The sequence below is a fragment of the Aeromicrobium sp. genome (assembly GCF_036675695.1).
GTDB lineage: Bacteria > Actinomycetota > Actinomycetes > Propionibacteriales > Nocardioidaceae > Aeromicrobium.
In genome coordinates this window covers 1-17,136 of record NZ_JAKFEL010000168.1, presented here as the reverse complement: position 1 = coordinate 17,136, position 17,136 = coordinate 1, and the positions used below count along the sequence as shown (strand labels likewise).

Genomic DNA, 17,136 nt, shown 5'->3' with positions numbered 1-17,136 from the left:
TCTAGCATGGGCGTGCCCTATCCAGCACTGACGGGAGTTTGTCGTGCGTTTTCGCATTCGACCAACTGAGACATCGTTCTACGATCTGTTCTCCGAGATGGCAGCCCATCTCGTGACCGGAGCCAATCTCCTGGCACAGATGCTCGAAACGGACACCGACAAAGAGTCGATCGGCGAGCAGATGCGTGAGGCCGAGCATCAGGCCGACGAGACGACCCACAGGATCGTCAAGCGCGCCAACAGCACGTTCATCACCCCGTTCGACCGCGAGGACATCTACCGCCTCGCCAGCAGCCTCGATGACGTCATGGACTTCATGGAGGAGACCGTCGACCTGATTGGCTTGTACGAGCTCGGCGAGCTCCCCGCAGACTTCGCGCCCCAGGTCGAGGTGCTGCAGCGCGCCACCCAGCTGACGGCCGAGGCCATGCCACGGCTGCGGACCATGAAGGACCTCGACGAATACTGGATCGAGATCAACCGCCTCGAGAACCAGGGCGACAGGTCATACCGACGGGCCGTCGCGAAGCTGTTCAGCGGCACCTACAAGTCGCTCGAAGTGATGAAGCTGAAGGACGTTGTCGACTCCCTTGAACACGCCATCGACGCGCTCGAGTCCGTCGCCAACACGGTGGAGCAGATCGCCGTCAAGGAGTCCTGAGTCGTGGAACTCACCCTGGCATTGGTGATCACGACTGTCGCCATAGCGCTCATCTTCGACTTCACGAACGGCTTTCACGACGCAGCAAACGCGATCGCGACCTCGGTGTCCACCCGGGCATTGACCCCGCGTGTTGCTCTCGCGATGGCGGCTGTTCTGAACTTCGTCGGCGCGCTGCTCGGCGTTGAGGTCGCCAAGACGATCAAGGACATCCTCAAAGGATTTGATGGCCTGACGGCCAATCACGCCCTGACCGTGGTGCTGAGTGCACTCGTCGGCGCGATCGTCTGGAACCTCATCACCTGGTATTTCGGTATCCCATCGTCGTCCTCGCACGCGTTGATCGGCGGCCTGATCGGGGTTGGCCTGGCCGCTGGGGTTTCGGTTGACTGGGACAAGGTCATCGACAAGGTCGCAATCCCCATGTTGATGAGTCCCGCGATGGGCTTCATCGGCGCGTTCCTGCTGATGCTGGCGATCATGTGGATCTTCAGGCGAGCCAATCCGCACTCCGTCAACCGTGGGTTCCGTCATGCGCAGACCGTCTCAGCGGCTGCCATGTCACTGGGTCATGGTCTGCAGGATGCGCAGAAGACCATGGGCGTCATCGTCCTTGCTCTGATCGCGGGCGGTGAGCATACGGGCGACGACATCCCGCTGTGGGTCATCTTCGCGGCCGCCGGAGCCATCTCGCTCGGCACGCTGAGCGGTGGCGCGAGAATCATGCGCACGATGGGCCGGCGAATCATCGCGCTCGACCCGCCACGAGGTTTCGCAGCCGAGACGACTGCGTCGATCGTGCTCTACGGCATGGCGATTGGTCTTCATGCTCCCGTCTCCACGACGCACACGATCACTTCAGCGATCATGGGCGCAGGGGCGACCAAGCGGTTCAGTGCCGTTCGGTGGGGTGTGGCCCGGGGCATCATCCTTGCCTGGGTCATCACGATTCCCGCCGCAGCGGCCGTCGGCGGGGTCTGCTACTTCCTTCTGCAGTTCGTCATCCCCGGCAACTAGACGCCACTCGGTGGTTGAGTAGGGCGAGGAACGAGCCCGTATCGAATCCGCGTACGTCCGAATGCTTGCGCTGGGACTACCGGGTCACCTGGTTTCGACCTTCCTGGCGGCTACGCCGCGGAACGCTCAACCTGGCTTCGCGCTCAGTCGCGGAGCGCCTTCGGCTCAGCCAAACCGGCCGGAGATGTAGGCCTCTGTCCTCGGGTCCGACGGCGTGCCGAAGATCGTCGAGGTGAGGTCATACTCGACCAGCACGCCGGTGCGGTCGCCCGTACCTTCATCAGCGAGAGCCGTGAAGAAGGCCGTGCGGTCCGCGATGCGCGCCGCCTGCTGCATGTTGTGAGTGACGATGATGATCGAGTAGTCGTCGCGGAGCTCGACCATGAGGTCCTCGATGCGAGACGTCGCGATCGGGTCGAGTGCCGAGCAGGGCTCGTCCATGAGGATGACTTCGGGGTTCACCGCGATCGTGCGAGCGATGCACAGGCGCTGCTGCTGTCCGCCCGAAAGGCCGTAAGCAGACTGCTTGAGCTTGTCCTTCACCTCGGTCCACAGTGCGGCTCGTCGCAACGCATCCTCGACGAGGTCGTCCATGCTGTCGACCTTCATCCCGATGACCCGCGGGCCGTACGCGATGTTGTCGTAGATCGACTTGGGGAACGGGTTCGGCTTCTGGAAGACCATGCCGATCCTGCGGCGGACTTCGATCGGGTCGACGTCCTTGGCGTAGATCGACTCGTCATGAAATGACACTCGTCCTTCGACCCTTGCTCCGACCACCAGGTCGTTCATCCGGTTCAGCGAGCGCAGGAGGGTGGACTTTCCGCAGCCAGAGGGGCCAATGAGGGCCGTCACCTCGTGCCGGCCGAACACCAGGTTGACGTCGGTCACCGCCCGGAAGTCGCCGTAGTAGACGTTGACGTCTTCGCACTCCATGATCGGGCTGGGACTGGGTGGCAAGACTCGGTCAGTGCCCGGAGATGGTGCGATCAATGGGTTCGGTGGAACGATCGTGCTGGACGTCGTTTCTGAGGTCTTGGGGTCGGTTGCGTAGGTAGCCATCTAGATCACCACTTGTTCTGGTATCGATTGCGGATGAAGATTGCGATTGCGTTCATGAGTAGCAACATGACGAGCATGAGGATGATGGCCGCAGACGCGACCTGTTGGAAGGCCAACTGTGGCTGGGATGCCCAGTTGAAGATCTGGATCGGAAGTGTGGTGAATCCGGAGTTGAGCCCGGTCGGGTCGTAGGTCACGAACACCAGTCCGCCTAGAAGCAGCAACGGTGCTGCCTCGCCGAACGCACGTGAAAGCGCGAGGATCGCGCCTGTGGCGATGCCCGGAATAGCAGCGGGCAAAGTCTGGCGCCAGATGGTCTGGAGCGGAGTCGCGCCGAGCGCAAGCGAGCCATGACGGATCTCCTGCGGCACTGATCTCACCGCTTCGCGCGTCGAGATGATGATGACCGGAAGGACCAGCAGCGCCAGCGCGATGCCGCCAGCAAGCACGATTCGACGTTCCATGCCGATGGCCAGGGCGAATCCTGCGGTGAGCATGCCGTAAACGATGGCAGGAACTGCCGCGAGGTTGGAGAGGTTGACCTCAATCACCTTGTTGTACCAACGCCGAGGGTCGGCAAACTCTTCAAGGTAGACGCCAGCTGCAATCCCGAGTGGGATGGCGAGTACTGCGGTCGTGGCGATCACCCAAGCCGAACCGAGGATCGCCGCGCGAGCTCCCGCTCGGTCTGGCAACACTCGACTGGTGTATCTGGTGAGCAAGTTCGAGTCGAGACGGGTGCGACCGTCTAGGAACGAGTCCACGAGCAACACCCCCAGACACAGGATCGCAAATGCAAGGGCGAGCCAGAGCATGCTGAGGAACGCGATGGACGTGAACGTCCGATCGCCATGCTTGGCCGCGCGCAGCGGCTTGGCGACAACGGCGCCGATGGATGCCATCAGTAGACCTCTCGATAGCGGCGAACAATGATGCCAGCGATGATGTTGAAGGCCAGCGTGATGAGGAAGAGGAGCAGACCGACAGCAAAGAGGGTGTTGTAGCCGAGGGACCCGGGCACGCTTTCGCCTGTCGCTGTCTGGGCGATGAATCCGGTCATGGTCTGAGCCGCTTCGCGGGGGTCCGTAGTGACCTGCGCGCGCGTGCCGGCCGCCAAGGCGACGATCATGGTTTCGCCGACGGCGCGGGACAACGCAAGGACGATGGAAGCCGTGATTCCGGAAATGGCTGCCGGAAAGACAACGCGCATCGTGGTTCGCATCTTGTTGGCTCCGAGAGCGAACGATCCCTGGCGTAGGGACTGAGGGACGGCGCTCATGGAGTCTTCGGAGAGCGAGGCGACGGTGGGGATGATCATGATGCCGAGAACCAAACCAGCCGACAGGACGCTGAAAGTTCCGATTTCCAAACCGAACCATCCCTTGAGGACAACCGGTGCCACATAGAAGAGTGCGAAGTATCCGTATACGACTGACGGAATGCCTGCCAGGATCTCAAGGATAGGCTTGAGTACGTTTCGCACGCGGTTTGGTGCGTATTCCGACAGGTAGATCGCCGCACCCAGCCCTACTGGGACTGCGATGACGAGACCGATCAGCGTCGTCCAAGCGGTGCCGACGATCAGTGGCAGAACGCCGAAGTCGGGATTGTTGAATGTTGGTGCCCAGCGCGTTCCCGTGAGGAAGTCGAGCACGGGAACTTCGCGGAAGAATGAGATCGACGGTATGAGCAGCGCAAAGAAGATGCCGACCGTGACGAGTACAGAAAGGCCTGCAGCGCCGATCAACACTCCCATCGCGAGCTTCTCGCCATACCGTTTGCTGGAGCTGCGCAGCGACGTCTTGGAGCCGCCGGCGCGGAGGCCCGTCCTGTCGGACGAGCCTCCGCGGTTCTCGGTGATACTCACAGTGTTGGATTCCGTTTCTCTGGGTGATCAGTTCCGAGGAACCGATCCTGTGAGGAGGGGTCAGCCCTTCAGCGTGGCGAGCGCAGTTTCGAGCTCAGTGCGCTGCTCGTCATTGAGTGGGATGAACTGCGCCACTTCGGCGATCTCGGCGTCCGATGCCACGAAGAAGTCGACGAAGGCTGCAACCTCTGGCTTGTCCGCGTACGACGCGTTCTTGACGTAGATGAACAACGGACGAGCAAGCGGGGTGTACGTGCCGTCGGCGGAGGTTTCCGCACTCGGTGCGACGCATCCGTCTCCACTGTCGACCTCAACGGCCTTCAGCGTGCTGGCGTTCTCTTCGAAGTACGTGTAGCCGAAGTAGCCCAGCGCGTTGGCAGAACCGCCGACACCCTTGACGATGACGTTGTCATCTTCAGAAGCGTTGTAGTCCGAGCGGCTTGCACCTTCTTCACCATTGACCTCGTCGGTGAAGTAGTCGAACGTGCCTGAGTCGGTGCCAGGTCCGTAGAGATCGATCTTTTCCTTGGGGAAGGCCGAGTTGACCTGGTCCCAAGTGGTGACCTTGCCCTCAGCGGCGGGCTCCCACACCTTCTTGAGCTCGTCGAGCGTGAGGCACGTGATGAAGTCGTTGTCCTTGGACACAACCACCGTCAGCGCGTCAGTTGCGACACGGAGCTCGGTGTACTCGATGCCAGCGGTCTCACAGATCGCTGCTTCTTCATCCTTGATCGGACGAGATGCGTCGGAGATGTCGGTCTCGCCAGCACAGAACTTCTCGAAGCCGCCGCCCGTTCCAGACGTTGCGACCGAGACGTTCACCTTGCTGTTCTCTTCTCCGAACAGCTCGCCTGCGGCTGACGTGAGCGGCTCAACGGTCGAAGATCCGTCGACTACGATTTCGCCGCTGACGGAGGTGTCGCCGTCGCCGCCGGGTTCATCGCTGCCACCGCAAGCCGCGAGGCCGAGGGACAGCACCATTGCCGCTGATACTGCGGCCAAACTTGAGATTCGTCGATTCACGGGGGTTTACCTCTCAAAGGAGGGTCATTGAAGCGCGACCCTGATTTCTTGTCACCGGCGACGTTAGGGAAGGCGGGTTAATCGGTGGCCCGCCCAAAGCGAACACGAGGTGAACACCCGCTGTCCGGTTGTCGCTGCGAGGCGAGTCAGGCGAGTGTTTCGACGGCGAAGACGGTGCCCTTTCGGTGGTGCACGACGATGCCCTCCCCCGGCGCCAGGTCGTACGATTCCGTACCGATCGCCTCGAAGATCCACGGAAGCGTTGGCCGGTGGGTGCAGAGGACGACGGGCCGTTTGCGATCAAGCATGGCGGCCATCGAGCGCTGCACCTGGCCGAAGGTTGTGCCCTCAGAGATGCGGTCGTCGATCTCGATGAACGTGCTGATCGAGTGCGCGTAGGGCTCGACGGTCTGTGCGCAGCGCAGTGCTGGACTGCTGATGACCCGCCCAACGCCGTAAGCCGCGAGAACAGGAGTCAGCGCCTTCGCCTGCGATGCCCCCACTGTGGTCAGGGGCCGCTCGAGGTCCTCGACGGCTTCCGATCGCGCTGCGGCCTTGCCGTGGCGCTGCACGACGAGGGTGCGGGTGCGGTGCGCCTTGCGGTCGAGCAGGTCGACGAACGACTCGAGCAGCTCGCGGTCGTGATCGTAGGTGAGCAGCTTGCGGGCTTCGCGGACCCCGACCCATCGGACTTCGTCGACTTCCTTGTTGGGTGCGAACGGCTCAGCTTCGCCCACGGCACGGGCGGTCCAATACGTGACGGACTTCAGCCCGCCAGACACCCGGAAGTTGAGCTCGCCAAGTGGATGGCCCAGTCGTACGCGGGCGCCGGTCTCCTCGGCAATCTCTCGCACGGCGGCTGCCTGCAAGGATTCACCGGCGTCGATCTTGCCCTTGGGGAAGCTCCAGTCGTCGTATGACGGACGGTGAATGAGCAGAAGGTCGACCCGTGGCTCGACCCGGCCGGAGGGCGTTCGTTTGCGCCATACGACGCCGCCAGCAGCCTTTGTCACCTGTTCATTCGCCATGGGCCGTATTGTCCCCTGAGGAAGTGACCGACCGGTGAAGGAGGTGTGGCCCCGATGCGTCTGCGATTCGTCCTCTCATGGGTCCTTGCTCCTCTGCTGGTGATTGGTGTGGCCTTGGCGGGAGGCTACTGGGTCTCGGGTCGCGTTGGCGATACTCGCTCATCCCTGACCTCAGCATTGGACTCCGTGCCCGCGGACACCCTGGTCGCGGGCTTCACCGACTGGGCTAATATCCGTGAACGTCTCGATGTCGGTGACGCATCCACGGCCTCTGGTCGAGCGACGCTCAATGACGACGCAGCCCTCCGCGATCTCTCGACCCGATCGGTGATCGGGCGGTTTGTTGAAGAGATGCACACGTCGTTCGGTTGGTCTGTCGCCAATCTGGATTGGGAGGTGTTCGGGCAGGCGGCCGATGGTGCTGCGATGGTCGGGCGCTTTGATTCGTCGGTTTCGCTGGCTGACGTACGTGGTGCGCTGCGCAAACTGGGCTACATAGCGGACGGCCGGGTCTGGAGCTCATCGAAGTCGACGCCGACGACCGGTGATCTGTCCTCGGCCCTCGCGTCGATCGCCATCGTCCCGGGCAAGCGGCTCGTCGTCGCGGCAGACCGACGGTCGTACGTCATGACCGTCCTGCGGACCATCGACCGCGACGCACCGTCGCTGCTGAGCGTCAGCGCGGCCTCGGAGGTGGCCGAAGCGCTCGCCGGCTCCGATGCGGCTCTGATCCAGAGCGGCCCGTTCGCATGCTCCGGAGCCACGCTCGAACGGCAGTCGGCTGACGTACAGGCTCAGGCAACGGCGGCGATTGCGCGCGCCGGCAATCTGGCTGATTTCACCTTCGCGGGTCGCGGCCTCACCGACATTTCTACACACAAGCAGCAGCTGAAATTCGCCATGGGATTCGACTCTCCGTCGCAGGCTGCTGCGCAGCTCACGACCCGAAAGGCGTTGGCCAGGGGGGCGTTCATCGGTGGCAGCGGCCGCGTCGAGGACTCGCTCCAGCTGACCGGTACGCGAGTCGAGGGTTCGACCGCAGTCTTGCGTTTCGACCACGACCCTGTGAGTGCGACCTACATGGGCGGACTTGGGCCCATAGTTTTCGCCAGTTGTCCGACCTAGGAACGCGCCAGTTGTCCGACCTAGGAACGGGAGCGTCTGGACCGAGCCTGTTCGGTCAGGGTCGTCTGCAGATCGATCCCGTCGTGCAGGTTCCAGATGCCGTCGGCACTCAGGTGCCAGGACTTCGTGTCGTCTGACGCGCTGGTCTCGAGCAGGTCACCCAGCTGTGCGATGTGCTCGGCGGACGGGATGCGTACGAGCACCTCGACGCGCCGATCGAGGTTGCGGTGCATCAGGTCGGCCGAGCCGATCCATGCCTCGGGCTGACCTCCGCCGGCGAACCAGTAGACGCGGCTGTGCTCGAGGAATCGTCCGAGGATGCTGCGGACTCGGATGTTCTCGCTCAGCCCGGCCACGCCCGGGCGGAGAGTGCAGATGCCACGCACGACGAGGTCGACGTTGACGCCAGCGCGCGACGCTTCATAGAGCTTGTCGATGACCTTCTCGTCGACGATCGAGTTGGACTTGATCCGGATCCCGGACGGAAGTCCTGCCTGATGGTTGGCGATCTCGCGGTCGATCCGCTCAATGAGGCCGTCGCGGAGACCCTGCGGGGCAACCATCAGCTTGCGGTATGAGAAGCGCTTCGCGAATCCCGAGAGGTTGTTGAACAGGTCACTGAGGTCATTCGCGATGTCGGGATCCGCGGTCAGCAGGCCGAAGTCTTCGTAGAGCCGGGCTGTCTTGGGGTTGTAGTTGCCGGTGCCGAGGTGGGCGTAGCGGCGCAGACCGTCGGGCTCGTCACGTACGACGAGTGACAGCTTGCAGTGTGTCTTGAGGCCGACGAGGCCGTAGACGACGTGACAGCCTGCACGTTCGAGCTTGCGGGCCCAGCGGATGTTGGCCTGCTCGTCGAAGCGTGCCTTGATCTCGACGATGACGAGGACCTGCTTGCCGGCGCGGGCGGCATCGACGAGCGAGTCGATGATCGGTGAGTCTCCCGAGGTGCGATAGAGCGTTTGCTTGATCGCCAGGACGTGGGGATCGGCGGCGGCTTGCTCGATGAAGCGCTGCACGCTGGTCGCGAACGAGTCGTAGGGGTGATGCACCAGAACGTCGCGCTTGCGCAGGGCGCTGAACATGTCGGCCGGGCTGGATGTCTCGACCTCGGCCAGGTGGGTGTGGGTGCCGGGTACGAACGGGTCGAACTGCAGCTTGGGTCGGTCGAGGTCGGCGATCTCGTTGAGGCTGCGCAGGTCGAGTGGGCCGCGGAGGCGCACGATCTCTGCCTCCTTGATGCCGAGCTCAGACACCAGCAGCTCGAGCACGCCGGGATCGATCGACTCCTCGACCTCAAGGCGTACGGGAGGTCCGAACTTGCGACGCAACAACTCCTGCTCAAGGGCCTTGAGGAGGTTCTCGGCGTCGTCCTCTTCGACCTCGAGGTCCTCGTTTCGGGTCACCCGGAAGACGTGCTTGGCGATGACCTCCATACCGGGGAACAGCAGGTCGAGGTGGGCCGCGATGACTTCCTCGATGGGGACGAACCGGCCCGGCTCGGCCTCCATCCAGCGGTTGATGATCGGTGGGACCTTGACCCTCGCGAAGTGGTCCTTGCCGGTGTCGGGGTTGCGCATCAGCAGCGCGAGGTTGAGCGAGAGGCCCGAGATGTACGGGAACGGATGGGCGGGGTCGACTGCCAGCGGGGTGAGGACCGGGAAGATGCGCTCGCGGTACTGCTCGCTGATCGCATCCCGCTCCGATGAGCTCAGCGCGCTCCAGTGCAGCAAGTGGATGCCTTCGTCGGCGAGTGCCGGGAGGACTTCAGCGTGGAACGCCTCGGCATGTTCGACCATGAGCTCCTGGCTCGCGGCGAGGCTGTGGCTCAATACGTCGCGCGGGCTGAGACCACTGGCAGATGGCACGGCGACACCGGCTGCGATGCGCCGCTTGAGGCCAGCGATGCGCACCATGAAGAACTCGTCGAGGTTGCTCGCAAAGATCGCCAGGAACCGTACGCGCTCCAGCAGTGGGATTGCCTCGTCGCGGGCGAGCTCGAGCACTCGTGCGTTGAAGGCGATCCAGGAGAGCTCGCGATCGAGGAACCGGTCTTCGGGCAGGCCGGCGTCCGCCGCCTCGTAGGGAGGGTCGACGTCGAACTCGTCCGGGGACGCCGGAGACTCGACGTCGGCGATCGCAATGTCGTGTGATTCCACAGTTCATCGTTGCAGACCAAGGTGAACACAAACTGAACACGTTGATGCGCTAACTTGTCGGCCATGTCCCTCGCACATCAGGTGATCGACGGCGCGAAGGGCACGACTGTCCGCGCTGTGATGAAGCTTCCTCGAACCGTCATCCGCAGGCTTGCGGGCGACCCGGTCGTCATCAACGGACGGACTCTCGATCCCGAGATGCAGCTGTTGCTGAAGCTGCAGCGCCTCGAAGGCCCCGCTGTGGAGTCGATTGCCATCAGCAGGGCTCGGCGTCAGATCGTCTCCAGTTCCAAGCTTGTCGGCGGCAACCAGCCGATCGGCGCTGTCACAGACCGGACGATCGACGGCCCAGGCGGCCCTCTGTCGTTGCGCTTCTACACGCCTCGCGGACTTTCGGGCCGCGCGCCGGCGCTGGTCTACCTCCATGGCGGAGGTTGGATCTACGGCAACCTCGAAAGCCATGACGCGTTGTGCCGGTTCCTCGCCGAGGAAGCGCAGGTCAGAGTCGTGGCCGTCGACTATCGACTTGCGCCCGAAGCGCCGTTCCCAGCCGGATTCGACGACACCTGGGCGGCGTGGGAATGGATCACCGCCAACGCTCAAGGCTTGGGCATTGACCCTTCGCGGATTGCAGTGGGAGGTGACAGCGCGGGAGGCAACCTCGCCGCGATCATCGCCCAGCATGCTGCGGCCGGCGACGGAGTGAAGCCGGCGTTCCAGCTGTTGATCTATCCCGCCACCGACTTCCTGGAGAAGAGCGAAAGTCGCACGACGTACGGCGAGGGCTTCTTCCTCACGAAGGGGTTCATGGACCTTGCCGAGGAGAACTACCTCGTCGGTAACGAGGACAAGGCTGACAAGCGCCTGTCACCAGTCCACCACGACCCGAGCGGCGTCGCACCTGCGTACGTCGTGACGGCGGGGTTCGATCCACTGCTCGACGAAGGCAAGGCGTATGCCGACAAGATGGCCGCGGCCGGAGTGCGGGTCGAGTACGTCTGCGAGGAAGGGCTGATCCACGGCTTCGCCAACATGGTCGCGTTCGGTTCGTCGGCCCCCAAAGCCGTTCGCCGCATGGCGACCGCCCTGCAGCGGGGACTCAGCTAGCTATTCGTGCGAGTGGGCGTCCGCAACGTGCGGACGGACGTACATGACGTCCTTCGCATGCGGTCTGAAGCCAAGACCCTCGTAGACCGCGAGGGCCGGGCTGTTGTCGCCTTCTACGTACAGGTCGACGACGCGCACACCCGACTCGTACAGGTGGCGTAGGCCGCGAGCCGTCAGCGCCTTGCCGAGCCCGCCGCCCTGGGCATCCGGGTCGATACCGACGACGTAGACCTCTCCGATCGCCCCCTGATCGGGCAGAGTCTCAATCTTGGTCCAGTGGAATCCGACGACTCGTCCGGCTTGCTCGGCAACGAACAGTCCCGCCGGATCGAACCAGTCGCTGCTCGTACGTCGCTCGAAGTCCGCGCGATCCATCGAACCCTGCTCGGGATGTGAGGCGAAAGCGCGAGCATTGACCGCGATGATCGCGTCCAAGTCGTCGGCTCGGTACGTGCGCAGGCTGATTCCATCGGGAACGATCTCGGTGGGCGGGTCGACCAGGTCGAGCCGGAGAGCGAGCAACGTACGTCCGACCTCCAGTCCTGCCGAGGCAGCCAGCGCTTGAGCCGCAGGCAGATCGCCATGCGCCCAGAACTCCGACTCCCCGTCGGCGAGCAACTCGTCGACGATGCTTCGGCCGATGCCGATACGGCGATGAGCTGGGTCGACGACGACCTCAACCGGCGCGTCACCAGAGGCGTAGGCGGCGCCGATCAGTGCACCGTCGGGGGTGGTTCGCAACACGAGCACACGTGCCGAATCGCGATTGCGAAGCGCGATCAGCGTCGCCTCGTTGAACGGTGCTACTCCGTCGACAGCCGATGCGCTCTCGGCGAGATCGGTGAGACTCATCGAATCCGGAGGTCGCGGAGCTGTGCGGCGCACTCGGCGGCGATCGCCTTGGCAAATGCTTCGGCTGTGTCCCCGGGAGGCTCGGGCACGATGTGGTGCACCGTGCCGGCCTCGAGCAGGTCGATCGCGCCGATACGCTGCACCTCGGCCATTTCGGCTGCATGATCGAGGTCGCCGTGCACGATCGCGCTCGCACCCTCGGGAGGCAGCGGTGACAACCAGGCATTCTCGGCGGCGATGACGACATCGGCCGGCAGCAGCGCCAGCGCCCCGCCGCCGCAGCCCTGCCCGAGCAGCACTGACACCGTCGGAACACGCATGGTGGACATCCAGCTGATGCACCGCGCGATCTCACCGGCGATGGCGCCCTGCTCGGCCTCGGGTGACAGCTCGGCTCCGGGGGTGTCGATGAACGACACCAGCGGCAGCTTGAGCTCATTGGCCAACCGCATTCCGCGACGGGCTTCGCGGAGAGCCGCCGGCCCCATCGGCTTGAAGCGAGTCTGCGTCGTACGGTCTTGCCCGATCACGACACACGGCTGACCGTCGAGCCGGGCGAAGGCCACGATCATCGCGCTGTCGCGTTCGCCCTTCTCCGTGCCCTGAAGTCGTACGGTCGCATCGCTGCCGTAGCGCAGCACCTCCCGCACGCCGGCGCGCTTGGGTGCTCGAGTGATCTGAATGGCATCCCAGGCGCTCCGTATGCGATGCACCTCACCACCACGTCGCTCGCGCGTCTGCGGTGTCGGCGGATCGACCAGCAGGCCAAGCGTGCGGTCGATCAGCAGCGGCAGCTCTTCGGGCAGCACGACGGCGTCGATGATGCCGCGATCGGCGAGGTTCTCGGCGGTCTGGATGTTGGGTGGGAAGGGCTTGCCTTCGAGCAGCTCGTAGACCTTCGGCCCGAGGAACCCGATCAGGGCGCCGGGCTCGGCGATCGTGATGTGCGCCAGCGAGCCCCACGAGGCGAAGACCCCGCCGGTCGTGGGGTGACGGAGGTAGATCAGGTAGGGCAGTCCGGCGGCGCGGTGGTCCATGATCGCCCGCGAGATGTCGATCATGTGCACGAACGCGGGTGTGCCCTCCTGCATACGCGTGCCGCCGGACGCAGTCGTCGCGAGGACTGGGATGCCTTCGGCGGTTGCCCGTCGTACGGCCGACACGATCCGTTGTGCGGCTTCGCGCCCGATTGAGCCGGCGAGGAAGCGGAACTCGTTGACGAGCACGGCGACCGGACGACCGCGCATCAAGCCACGGCCGGTCAGCACGGACTCGTCCGTCCCTGAACGCTCGGCAGCTGCCATCAGCTCCTGGCGGTATTGCGGATCAAGGCCTGAGTGATCGATGGGGGAATCCCACGATTCGAAGGAGCCTTCATCGAGTACGAGCTCGAGCAGGCCGTGCGCAGTCAGGTGGGCCATCAGGCCTCCAAGACTAGACGGTGGTCGACTCGGCGTCTTCGTTGTCGCGCGCGGGTTCGGCCTTGGTTGCCACGAAGCGGTAGCCGACGTTTCGGACGGTCCCGATGAGCGTCTCGTGCTCGACGCCGAGCTTGGCACGCAAGCGACGTACGTGGACGTCGACCGTGCGTGTGCCACCGAAGTAGTCGTAGCCCCAGACTTCCTGCAACAGCTGCTGACGGGTGAACACCCGGCCCGGATGCTGAGCGAGGAACTTGAGCAGCTCGAACTCCTTGAACGTGAGATCAAGGCTGCGGTTCTCGAGCTTGGCGGTATAGCTGGCGTCATCGACGACCAGGCCACTCGAGGAGATCACGTGGTTCTCGGTGTCACCGTCACGTCCGGCAGCGGCGCGGCCGATGCCGAGGCGCAGGCGCGCCTCGAGCTCGGCGGGCCCGGCGGTGGTGAGGATGACGTCGTCCATTCCCCAGTCAGCTGCCGCAACGGCAAGTCCGCCCTCGGTCAGGATCAGGATCAGCGGGCATTCGATGCCGGTCGTACGAATCACGCGTGTCAGGCTGCGAACTTGCGCGAGGTCTTGGCGACCGTCGACGATCACTGCGTCGCACGGGGGTGCATCAAGCAGGGCACTCGCCTCAGCGGGCAGGATCTTGACGTGGTGGGGGAGCAGCGCGAGCGCAGGCAGGACCTCGACCGAGGACTGCTTGCTGCGTGTCAGCAGGAGCAGGTGCGCCATCCGCTACCTCCAGGTGTGCTGGATTTGCCTACAAGAAAAGGCCATGGTGAATCACCGTGGCCTCATTGCATTCTCAACTATACGGCATGTGACGGAACAATTTCCACGACATGAGAACGACGTCACATGGCGACCTGCCATCATTCGGGGGTGCCGAACGTTGCCGCAACGCTGCTGTCTCTTTCCCTCGCGGGACTGTTGACGCTCGCAGCCTTCACGGACCCATGGCTCGTCGCGGCTGTCGTAGTGGTCATCCAGTTGCTCCTCGCGCTGGCGCCCGGACCTGTCAGTGACGTCGAGGTGCCGCGGTTCGCATCCATTGCCGGCACGGGTCTGGTTGCCACTGCTCTGACGATGTGGCCGGGTGCGCTCGAGGGAGCCGATGGCACCTCCGCAAAGGTGTTCGGCCACGCCGACAACGGCATGATCGCGTCGATCATGCCGGCGATCGTGGTTGGAGTCTTCCTCACACTGGCCACCCAGATGCTTCGCACCGACGGGCGCTCGAAGCTGGTCTCCACTGCGTCGTACTCAGTGGCTCTCAGCGTTTGTGCGGCTCTGGCCGTCGCGTGGATCGGTGCAGTGAAGTCGTTTGGGGACGCGGAGGTTGTTGCCGTCGGTGCCGCTGGCCTGGGCGCCGGCCTTTTGGTCTGGCTCCTGCCGATAGACCGCTGGGTATGTGGTTCGATCGCGATGGTGGCCGGTGCGGCAGCCGGTGCGGCTGTCGTGCTCAACGTCGATACCCCCATGACCTGGGTGCTGGGCATGACTCTTGGAGCTACCGCTGCCGTGTTCGCAATCCTTGGGCAGGTGCTCGGTCGCCAGTGGGCGGACGGTCATCCCCACCCGGCTGCCGGGTGGGGCCTTCCGGGCGCGCTGTCGGTCGCGCTCTCTGCGCCGATCGTCTACATCGCTGGCCAGTTGATTGGCGCCCCCGGCTTCTGAGGCCGGAGCTTTGGTCGGGTGCTGCGTCGTATGGTTGAAATGTGAACGGATTCCTCGTCCTCGTGATCGCCGTCGTGCTGACGGGTGTGTTGGGGTTGGCGTTCTCGATCAAGAATGGCCGGTTCAGCCCGCAGGGTGACTCCGAGCGACTAGGCATCGATGAGCTCGGCTCCCAGCTCGGCGAGCGGGCAACCCTCGTTCAGTTCTCGAGCGCTTTCTGCGCTCCGTGCAGGGCAACGCGGGTACTCCTGGCGGACATTGCAGCCAAGACCCCTGGCGTTGTCACGATCGAAATCGACGCCGAGGAGCAGCTTGAGCTGACTCGAAAGCTCAACATTCTGCGCACGCCGACGGTGCTGGTTCTCGATGCCAAAGGGCGGGTGACCCGTCGCGCATCGGGTCTTCCGCGACGTGAACAGGTGCTTGCAGCGCTCAATCACGCTGTGGTCTGAGCCACACTCCCCACGTGACGATCTCGCAATATGGGACGAGTGTCCACATGTCGGGACGAAACGAGGATTGCGGCCAAATCCTCCCTACTCTGGATCACATGTTCCAGACGACACATCTCACGCGACGCAGGGCAGTGGACAACTGCTGCATGTGCTCGTCGCTGTGTCGTATGCGCTGACCCTTCTTCCCGTCAGCCCCGTCACCACCCCGGACCACCGGCCGTGACATCCGAATGCCCAGGAGCAGTTACATGTCTTCCCAAGACACCGTCGCAACACGACAGTCCGCGTCGACTCGCGTCGACCCGCGTGGACTGCGCGTCGCCGCTGGCATCACCGCCGTCGTCGTCGCCGTGGTTCTCGTAGTGCCATCGCCGGCACGCGAGGTCTTGCTCGCCGTCCAGGTTGCTGTGTTCGCGACTGCGGCGTTCATCGGACTCGGCAGCTCGCCCTACTCGATCTTCTTCCAGAAGGTCGTTCGTCCCCGGATCGGCGCTCCCGCCGAGCTCGAGGACTCCCGTCCGCCGCGCTTCGCGCAGCTCGTCGGTTTCGCGTTCACCGCTGTAGCGCTGGTTGCCTTCTTGGCCGGTGCCACGACGGTCGGGCTCGTGGCGACGGCGTTCGCGCTCATCGCAGCACTGCTCAACTCAGTCTTCGGCCTCTGCCTGGGCTGCGAGCTCTACCTTCTGCTGCGCCGGTTCACGCCGGTCAGTGCCTGAACCGCTTCTCAATAACGTCCCGTACCACTCACGCATCACACACCAATGGAGGAACCGTATGAGCCGCGAATCCGCGCTCGTCAACGCTGACTGGGTCGAAGAGCACCTCTCCGACTCCAACGTCGTTCTCATCGAGGTCGATGAAGACGCTGACGCCTACGACAAGGGCCACATCGCCGGAGCCGTCAAGATCGACTGGCGCAAGGACCTGCAGGACGGCGTCCGCCATGACTTCATCGACGGCGACCGCCTCGGCGCTCTGCTGTCGTCAAAGGGCGTCAGCAATGACGACACCATCGTCTTCTACGGCGGCAACAACAACTGGTTCGCCGCATACGCCTACTGGTACCTCAAGTACTACGGCCACGAGAACCTTCGTCTGCTCGACGGCGGTCGCAAGAAGTGGGAGCTCGACAGCCGTGAGCTCACGACTGAGGTCACCGAGCGTCCGACGACGACGTACGTCGCCAAGGCGCCCAATGCTGACATCCGCGCGTTCCGCGATGAGGTCATCGCTGCCATCGGCACCAAGAACCTCATCGACGTCCGCAGCCCTGACGAGTACGCCGGGCGCCTCCTCGCTCCGGCGCACCTCCCACAGGAGCAGGCCCAGATCGGTGGTCACATCCCGACCGCCGGCAACGTGCCTTGGAGCAAGGCTGCCAACGACGATGGGACCTTCCGCAGCGACGAGGAGCTGAAGGCTCTCTACGCCGAGGCTGGTCTCGACGACGCGAAGGACACGATCGCGTACTGCCGCATTGGTGAGCGCAGCTCGCACACGTGGTTCGTGCTCAAGGAGATCCTGGGTCACGAGAACGTCAAGAACTACGACGGATCGTGGACCGAATACGGCGCTCTGCGTGCCGTGCCAGTCGCCCTCGGCGACGAGCCGGGTGTCGCCTGATGTGCGGCGCAATCAAGGGCGGTCCGAGCCTCGAAGGCGTCGACGTCGCCAATGAAGC

At 63.9% G+C, this 17,136-nt stretch carries 17 protein-coding genes; 8 read left to right on the top strand and 9 right to left on the bottom strand.

Annotation, left to right across the window (positions count from 1 at the left end):
• The first annotated feature begins 43 nt into the window (after positions 1-43).
• Positions 44-661 (top strand): DUF47 domain-containing protein, encoded by a 618-nt coding sequence (locus V6M39_RS10950; RefSeq protein ID WP_332643852.1) that lies wholly within the window; start codon positions 44-46, stop codon positions 659-661.
• 3 nt (positions 662-664) lie between these two features.
• Entirely contained in the window at positions 665-1,678 is a 1,014-nt protein-coding gene (locus V6M39_RS10945) for an inorganic phosphate transporter (protein ID WP_332643851.1), read from the top strand.
• Positions 1,679-1,843: 165 nt separating this feature from the next.
• Here V6M39_RS10945 and pstB read toward each other — a convergent pair whose 3' ends face one another.
• The 5 genes from pstB to V6M39_RS10920 form a co-directional block, all read right to left on the bottom strand.
• Positions 1,844-2,614: a phosphate ABC transporter ATP-binding protein PstB gene (pstB, locus tag V6M39_RS10940; protein ID WP_332643853.1), complete on the bottom strand. Its 771-nt coding sequence runs from the start codon at positions 2,612-2,614 to the stop codon at positions 1,844-1,846.
• Between the two features lie 131 nt (positions 2,615-2,745).
• Positions 2,746-3,642 carry a phosphate ABC transporter permease PstA gene (gene pstA / locus V6M39_RS10935; RefSeq protein ID WP_332643850.1) on the bottom strand — a complete coding sequence of 299 codons (897 nt, stop codon included), beginning with the start codon at positions 3,640-3,642 and terminating at the stop codon, positions 2,746-2,748.
• A complete protein-coding gene (gene pstC, locus V6M39_RS10930; RefSeq protein WP_332643849.1) occupies positions 3,642-4,607 on the bottom strand; it encodes a phosphate ABC transporter permease subunit PstC in 966 nt (321 codons plus the stop codon). The genes pstA and pstC overlap by 1 nt, the downstream gene beginning before the upstream one ends.
• A 60-nt stretch (positions 4,608-4,667) precedes the next feature.
• A complete protein-coding gene (locus V6M39_RS10925) occupies positions 4,668-5,609 on the bottom strand; it encodes a PstS family phosphate ABC transporter substrate-binding protein (RefSeq protein ID WP_332643848.1) in 942 nt (313 codons plus the stop codon).
• 167 nt (positions 5,610-5,776) lie between these two features.
• Positions 5,777-6,658 (bottom strand): NUDIX hydrolase, encoded by an 882-nt coding sequence (locus V6M39_RS10920; protein WP_332643847.1) that lies wholly within the window; start codon positions 6,656-6,658, stop codon positions 5,777-5,779.
• A 186-nt stretch (positions 6,659-6,844) separates the two neighbouring features.
• On the opposite strand from V6M39_RS10920, the gene V6M39_RS10915 reads away from it, so the two are divergent.
• Positions 6,845-7,783: a hypothetical protein gene (locus V6M39_RS10915; RefSeq protein WP_332643846.1), complete on the top strand. Its 939-nt coding sequence runs from the start codon at positions 6,845-6,847 to the stop codon at positions 7,781-7,783.
• Between the two features lie 20 nt (positions 7,784-7,803).
• On the opposite strand, the gene V6M39_RS10910 is transcribed toward V6M39_RS10915, so the two are convergent.
• Positions 7,804-9,843, bottom strand: a complete 2,040-nt coding sequence (locus V6M39_RS10910) for an RNA degradosome polyphosphate kinase (RefSeq protein ID WP_442880774.1) — start codon at positions 9,841-9,843, stop codon at positions 7,804-7,806.
• Positions 9,844-10,002: 159 nt separating this feature from the next.
• Between V6M39_RS10910 and V6M39_RS10905 the strand changes: the two genes are divergently transcribed.
• Entirely contained in the window at positions 10,003-11,046 is a 1,044-nt protein-coding gene (locus V6M39_RS10905) for an alpha/beta hydrolase (RefSeq protein WP_332643844.1), read from the top strand.
• On the opposite strand, the gene mshD is transcribed toward V6M39_RS10905, so the two are convergent.
• From mshD to V6M39_RS10890, 3 genes are read right to left on the bottom strand one after another with little or no spacing between them, the layout of a single operon-like run.
• Positions 11,047-11,898, bottom strand: coding sequence for a mycothiol synthase (gene mshD, locus V6M39_RS10900; RefSeq protein ID WP_332643843.1), 852 nt, complete (start codon positions 11,896-11,898; stop codon positions 11,047-11,049).
• Entirely contained in the window at positions 11,895-13,319 is a 1,425-nt protein-coding gene (locus V6M39_RS10895) for a carboxyl transferase domain-containing protein (protein WP_332643842.1), read from the bottom strand. Before V6M39_RS10895 ends, mshD begins: the two co-directional genes overlap by 4 nt.
• A gap of 13 nt (positions 13,320-13,332) precedes the next feature.
• Positions 13,333-14,055: a winged helix-turn-helix transcriptional regulator gene (locus V6M39_RS10890; RefSeq protein WP_332643841.1), complete on the bottom strand. Its 723-nt coding sequence runs from the start codon at positions 14,053-14,055 to the stop codon at positions 13,333-13,335.
• A 150-nt stretch (positions 14,056-14,205) separates the two neighbouring features.
• On the opposite strand from V6M39_RS10890, the gene V6M39_RS10885 reads away from it, so the two are divergent.
• The 4 genes from V6M39_RS10885 (at position 14,206) to V6M39_RS10870 (ending at position 17,078) form a co-directional block, all read left to right on the top strand.
• Complete coding sequence (locus V6M39_RS10885) at positions 14,206-15,000, top strand: hypothetical protein (protein ID WP_332643840.1); 795 nt, start codon at positions 14,206-14,208, stop codon at positions 14,998-15,000.
• A gap of 41 nt (positions 15,001-15,041) precedes the next feature.
• Complete coding sequence (locus V6M39_RS10880) at positions 15,042-15,452, top strand: TlpA family protein disulfide reductase (RefSeq protein ID WP_332643839.1); 411 nt, start codon at positions 15,042-15,044, stop codon at positions 15,450-15,452.
• Positions 15,453-15,703: 251 nt separating this feature from the next.
• Complete coding sequence (locus tag V6M39_RS10875; RefSeq protein ID WP_332643838.1) at positions 15,704-16,171, top strand: DUF4395 domain-containing protein; 468 nt, start codon at positions 15,704-15,706, stop codon at positions 16,169-16,171.
• Positions 16,172-16,229: 58 nt separating this feature from the next.
• Entirely contained in the window at positions 16,230-17,078 is an 849-nt protein-coding gene (locus V6M39_RS10870; RefSeq protein ID WP_332643837.1) for a sulfurtransferase, read from the top strand.
• Positions 17,079-17,136 lie beyond the last annotated feature (58 nt).

Excerpts from the sequence above, each read along its gene's own strand:
- pstB (WP_332643853.1), bottom strand. The coding sequence starts at position 2,614 with ATGGAGTGCGAAGACGTCAACGTCTACTACGGCGACTTCCGGGCGGTG.
- pstA (WP_332643850.1), bottom strand. The coding sequence starts at position 3,642 with ATGGCATCCATCGGCGCCGTTGTCGCCAAGCCGCTGCGCGCGGCCAAG.
- V6M39_RS10920 (WP_332643847.1), bottom strand. The coding sequence starts at position 6,658 with ATGGCGAATGAACAGGTGACAAAGGCTGCTGGCGGCGTCGTATGGCGC.
- V6M39_RS10905 (WP_332643844.1), top strand. The coding sequence starts at position 10,003 with ATGTCCCTCGCACATCAGGTGATCGACGGCGCGAAGGGCACGACTGTC.
- mshD (WP_332643843.1), bottom strand. The coding sequence starts at position 11,898 with ATGAGTCTCACCGATCTCGCCGAGAGCGCATCGGCTGTCGACGGAGTA.
- V6M39_RS10895 (WP_332643842.1), bottom strand. The coding sequence starts at position 13,319 with ATGGCCCACCTGACTGCGCACGGCCTGCTCGAGCTCGTACTCGATGAA.
- V6M39_RS10890 (WP_332643841.1), bottom strand. The coding sequence starts at position 14,055 with ATGGCGCACCTGCTCCTGCTGACACGCAGCAAGCAGTCCTCGGTCGAG.
- V6M39_RS10875 (WP_332643838.1), top strand. The coding sequence starts at position 15,704 with ATGTCTTCCCAAGACACCGTCGCAACACGACAGTCCGCGTCGACTCGC.
- V6M39_RS10870 (WP_332643837.1), top strand. The coding sequence starts at position 16,230 with ATGAGCCGCGAATCCGCGCTCGTCAACGCTGACTGGGTCGAAGAGCAC.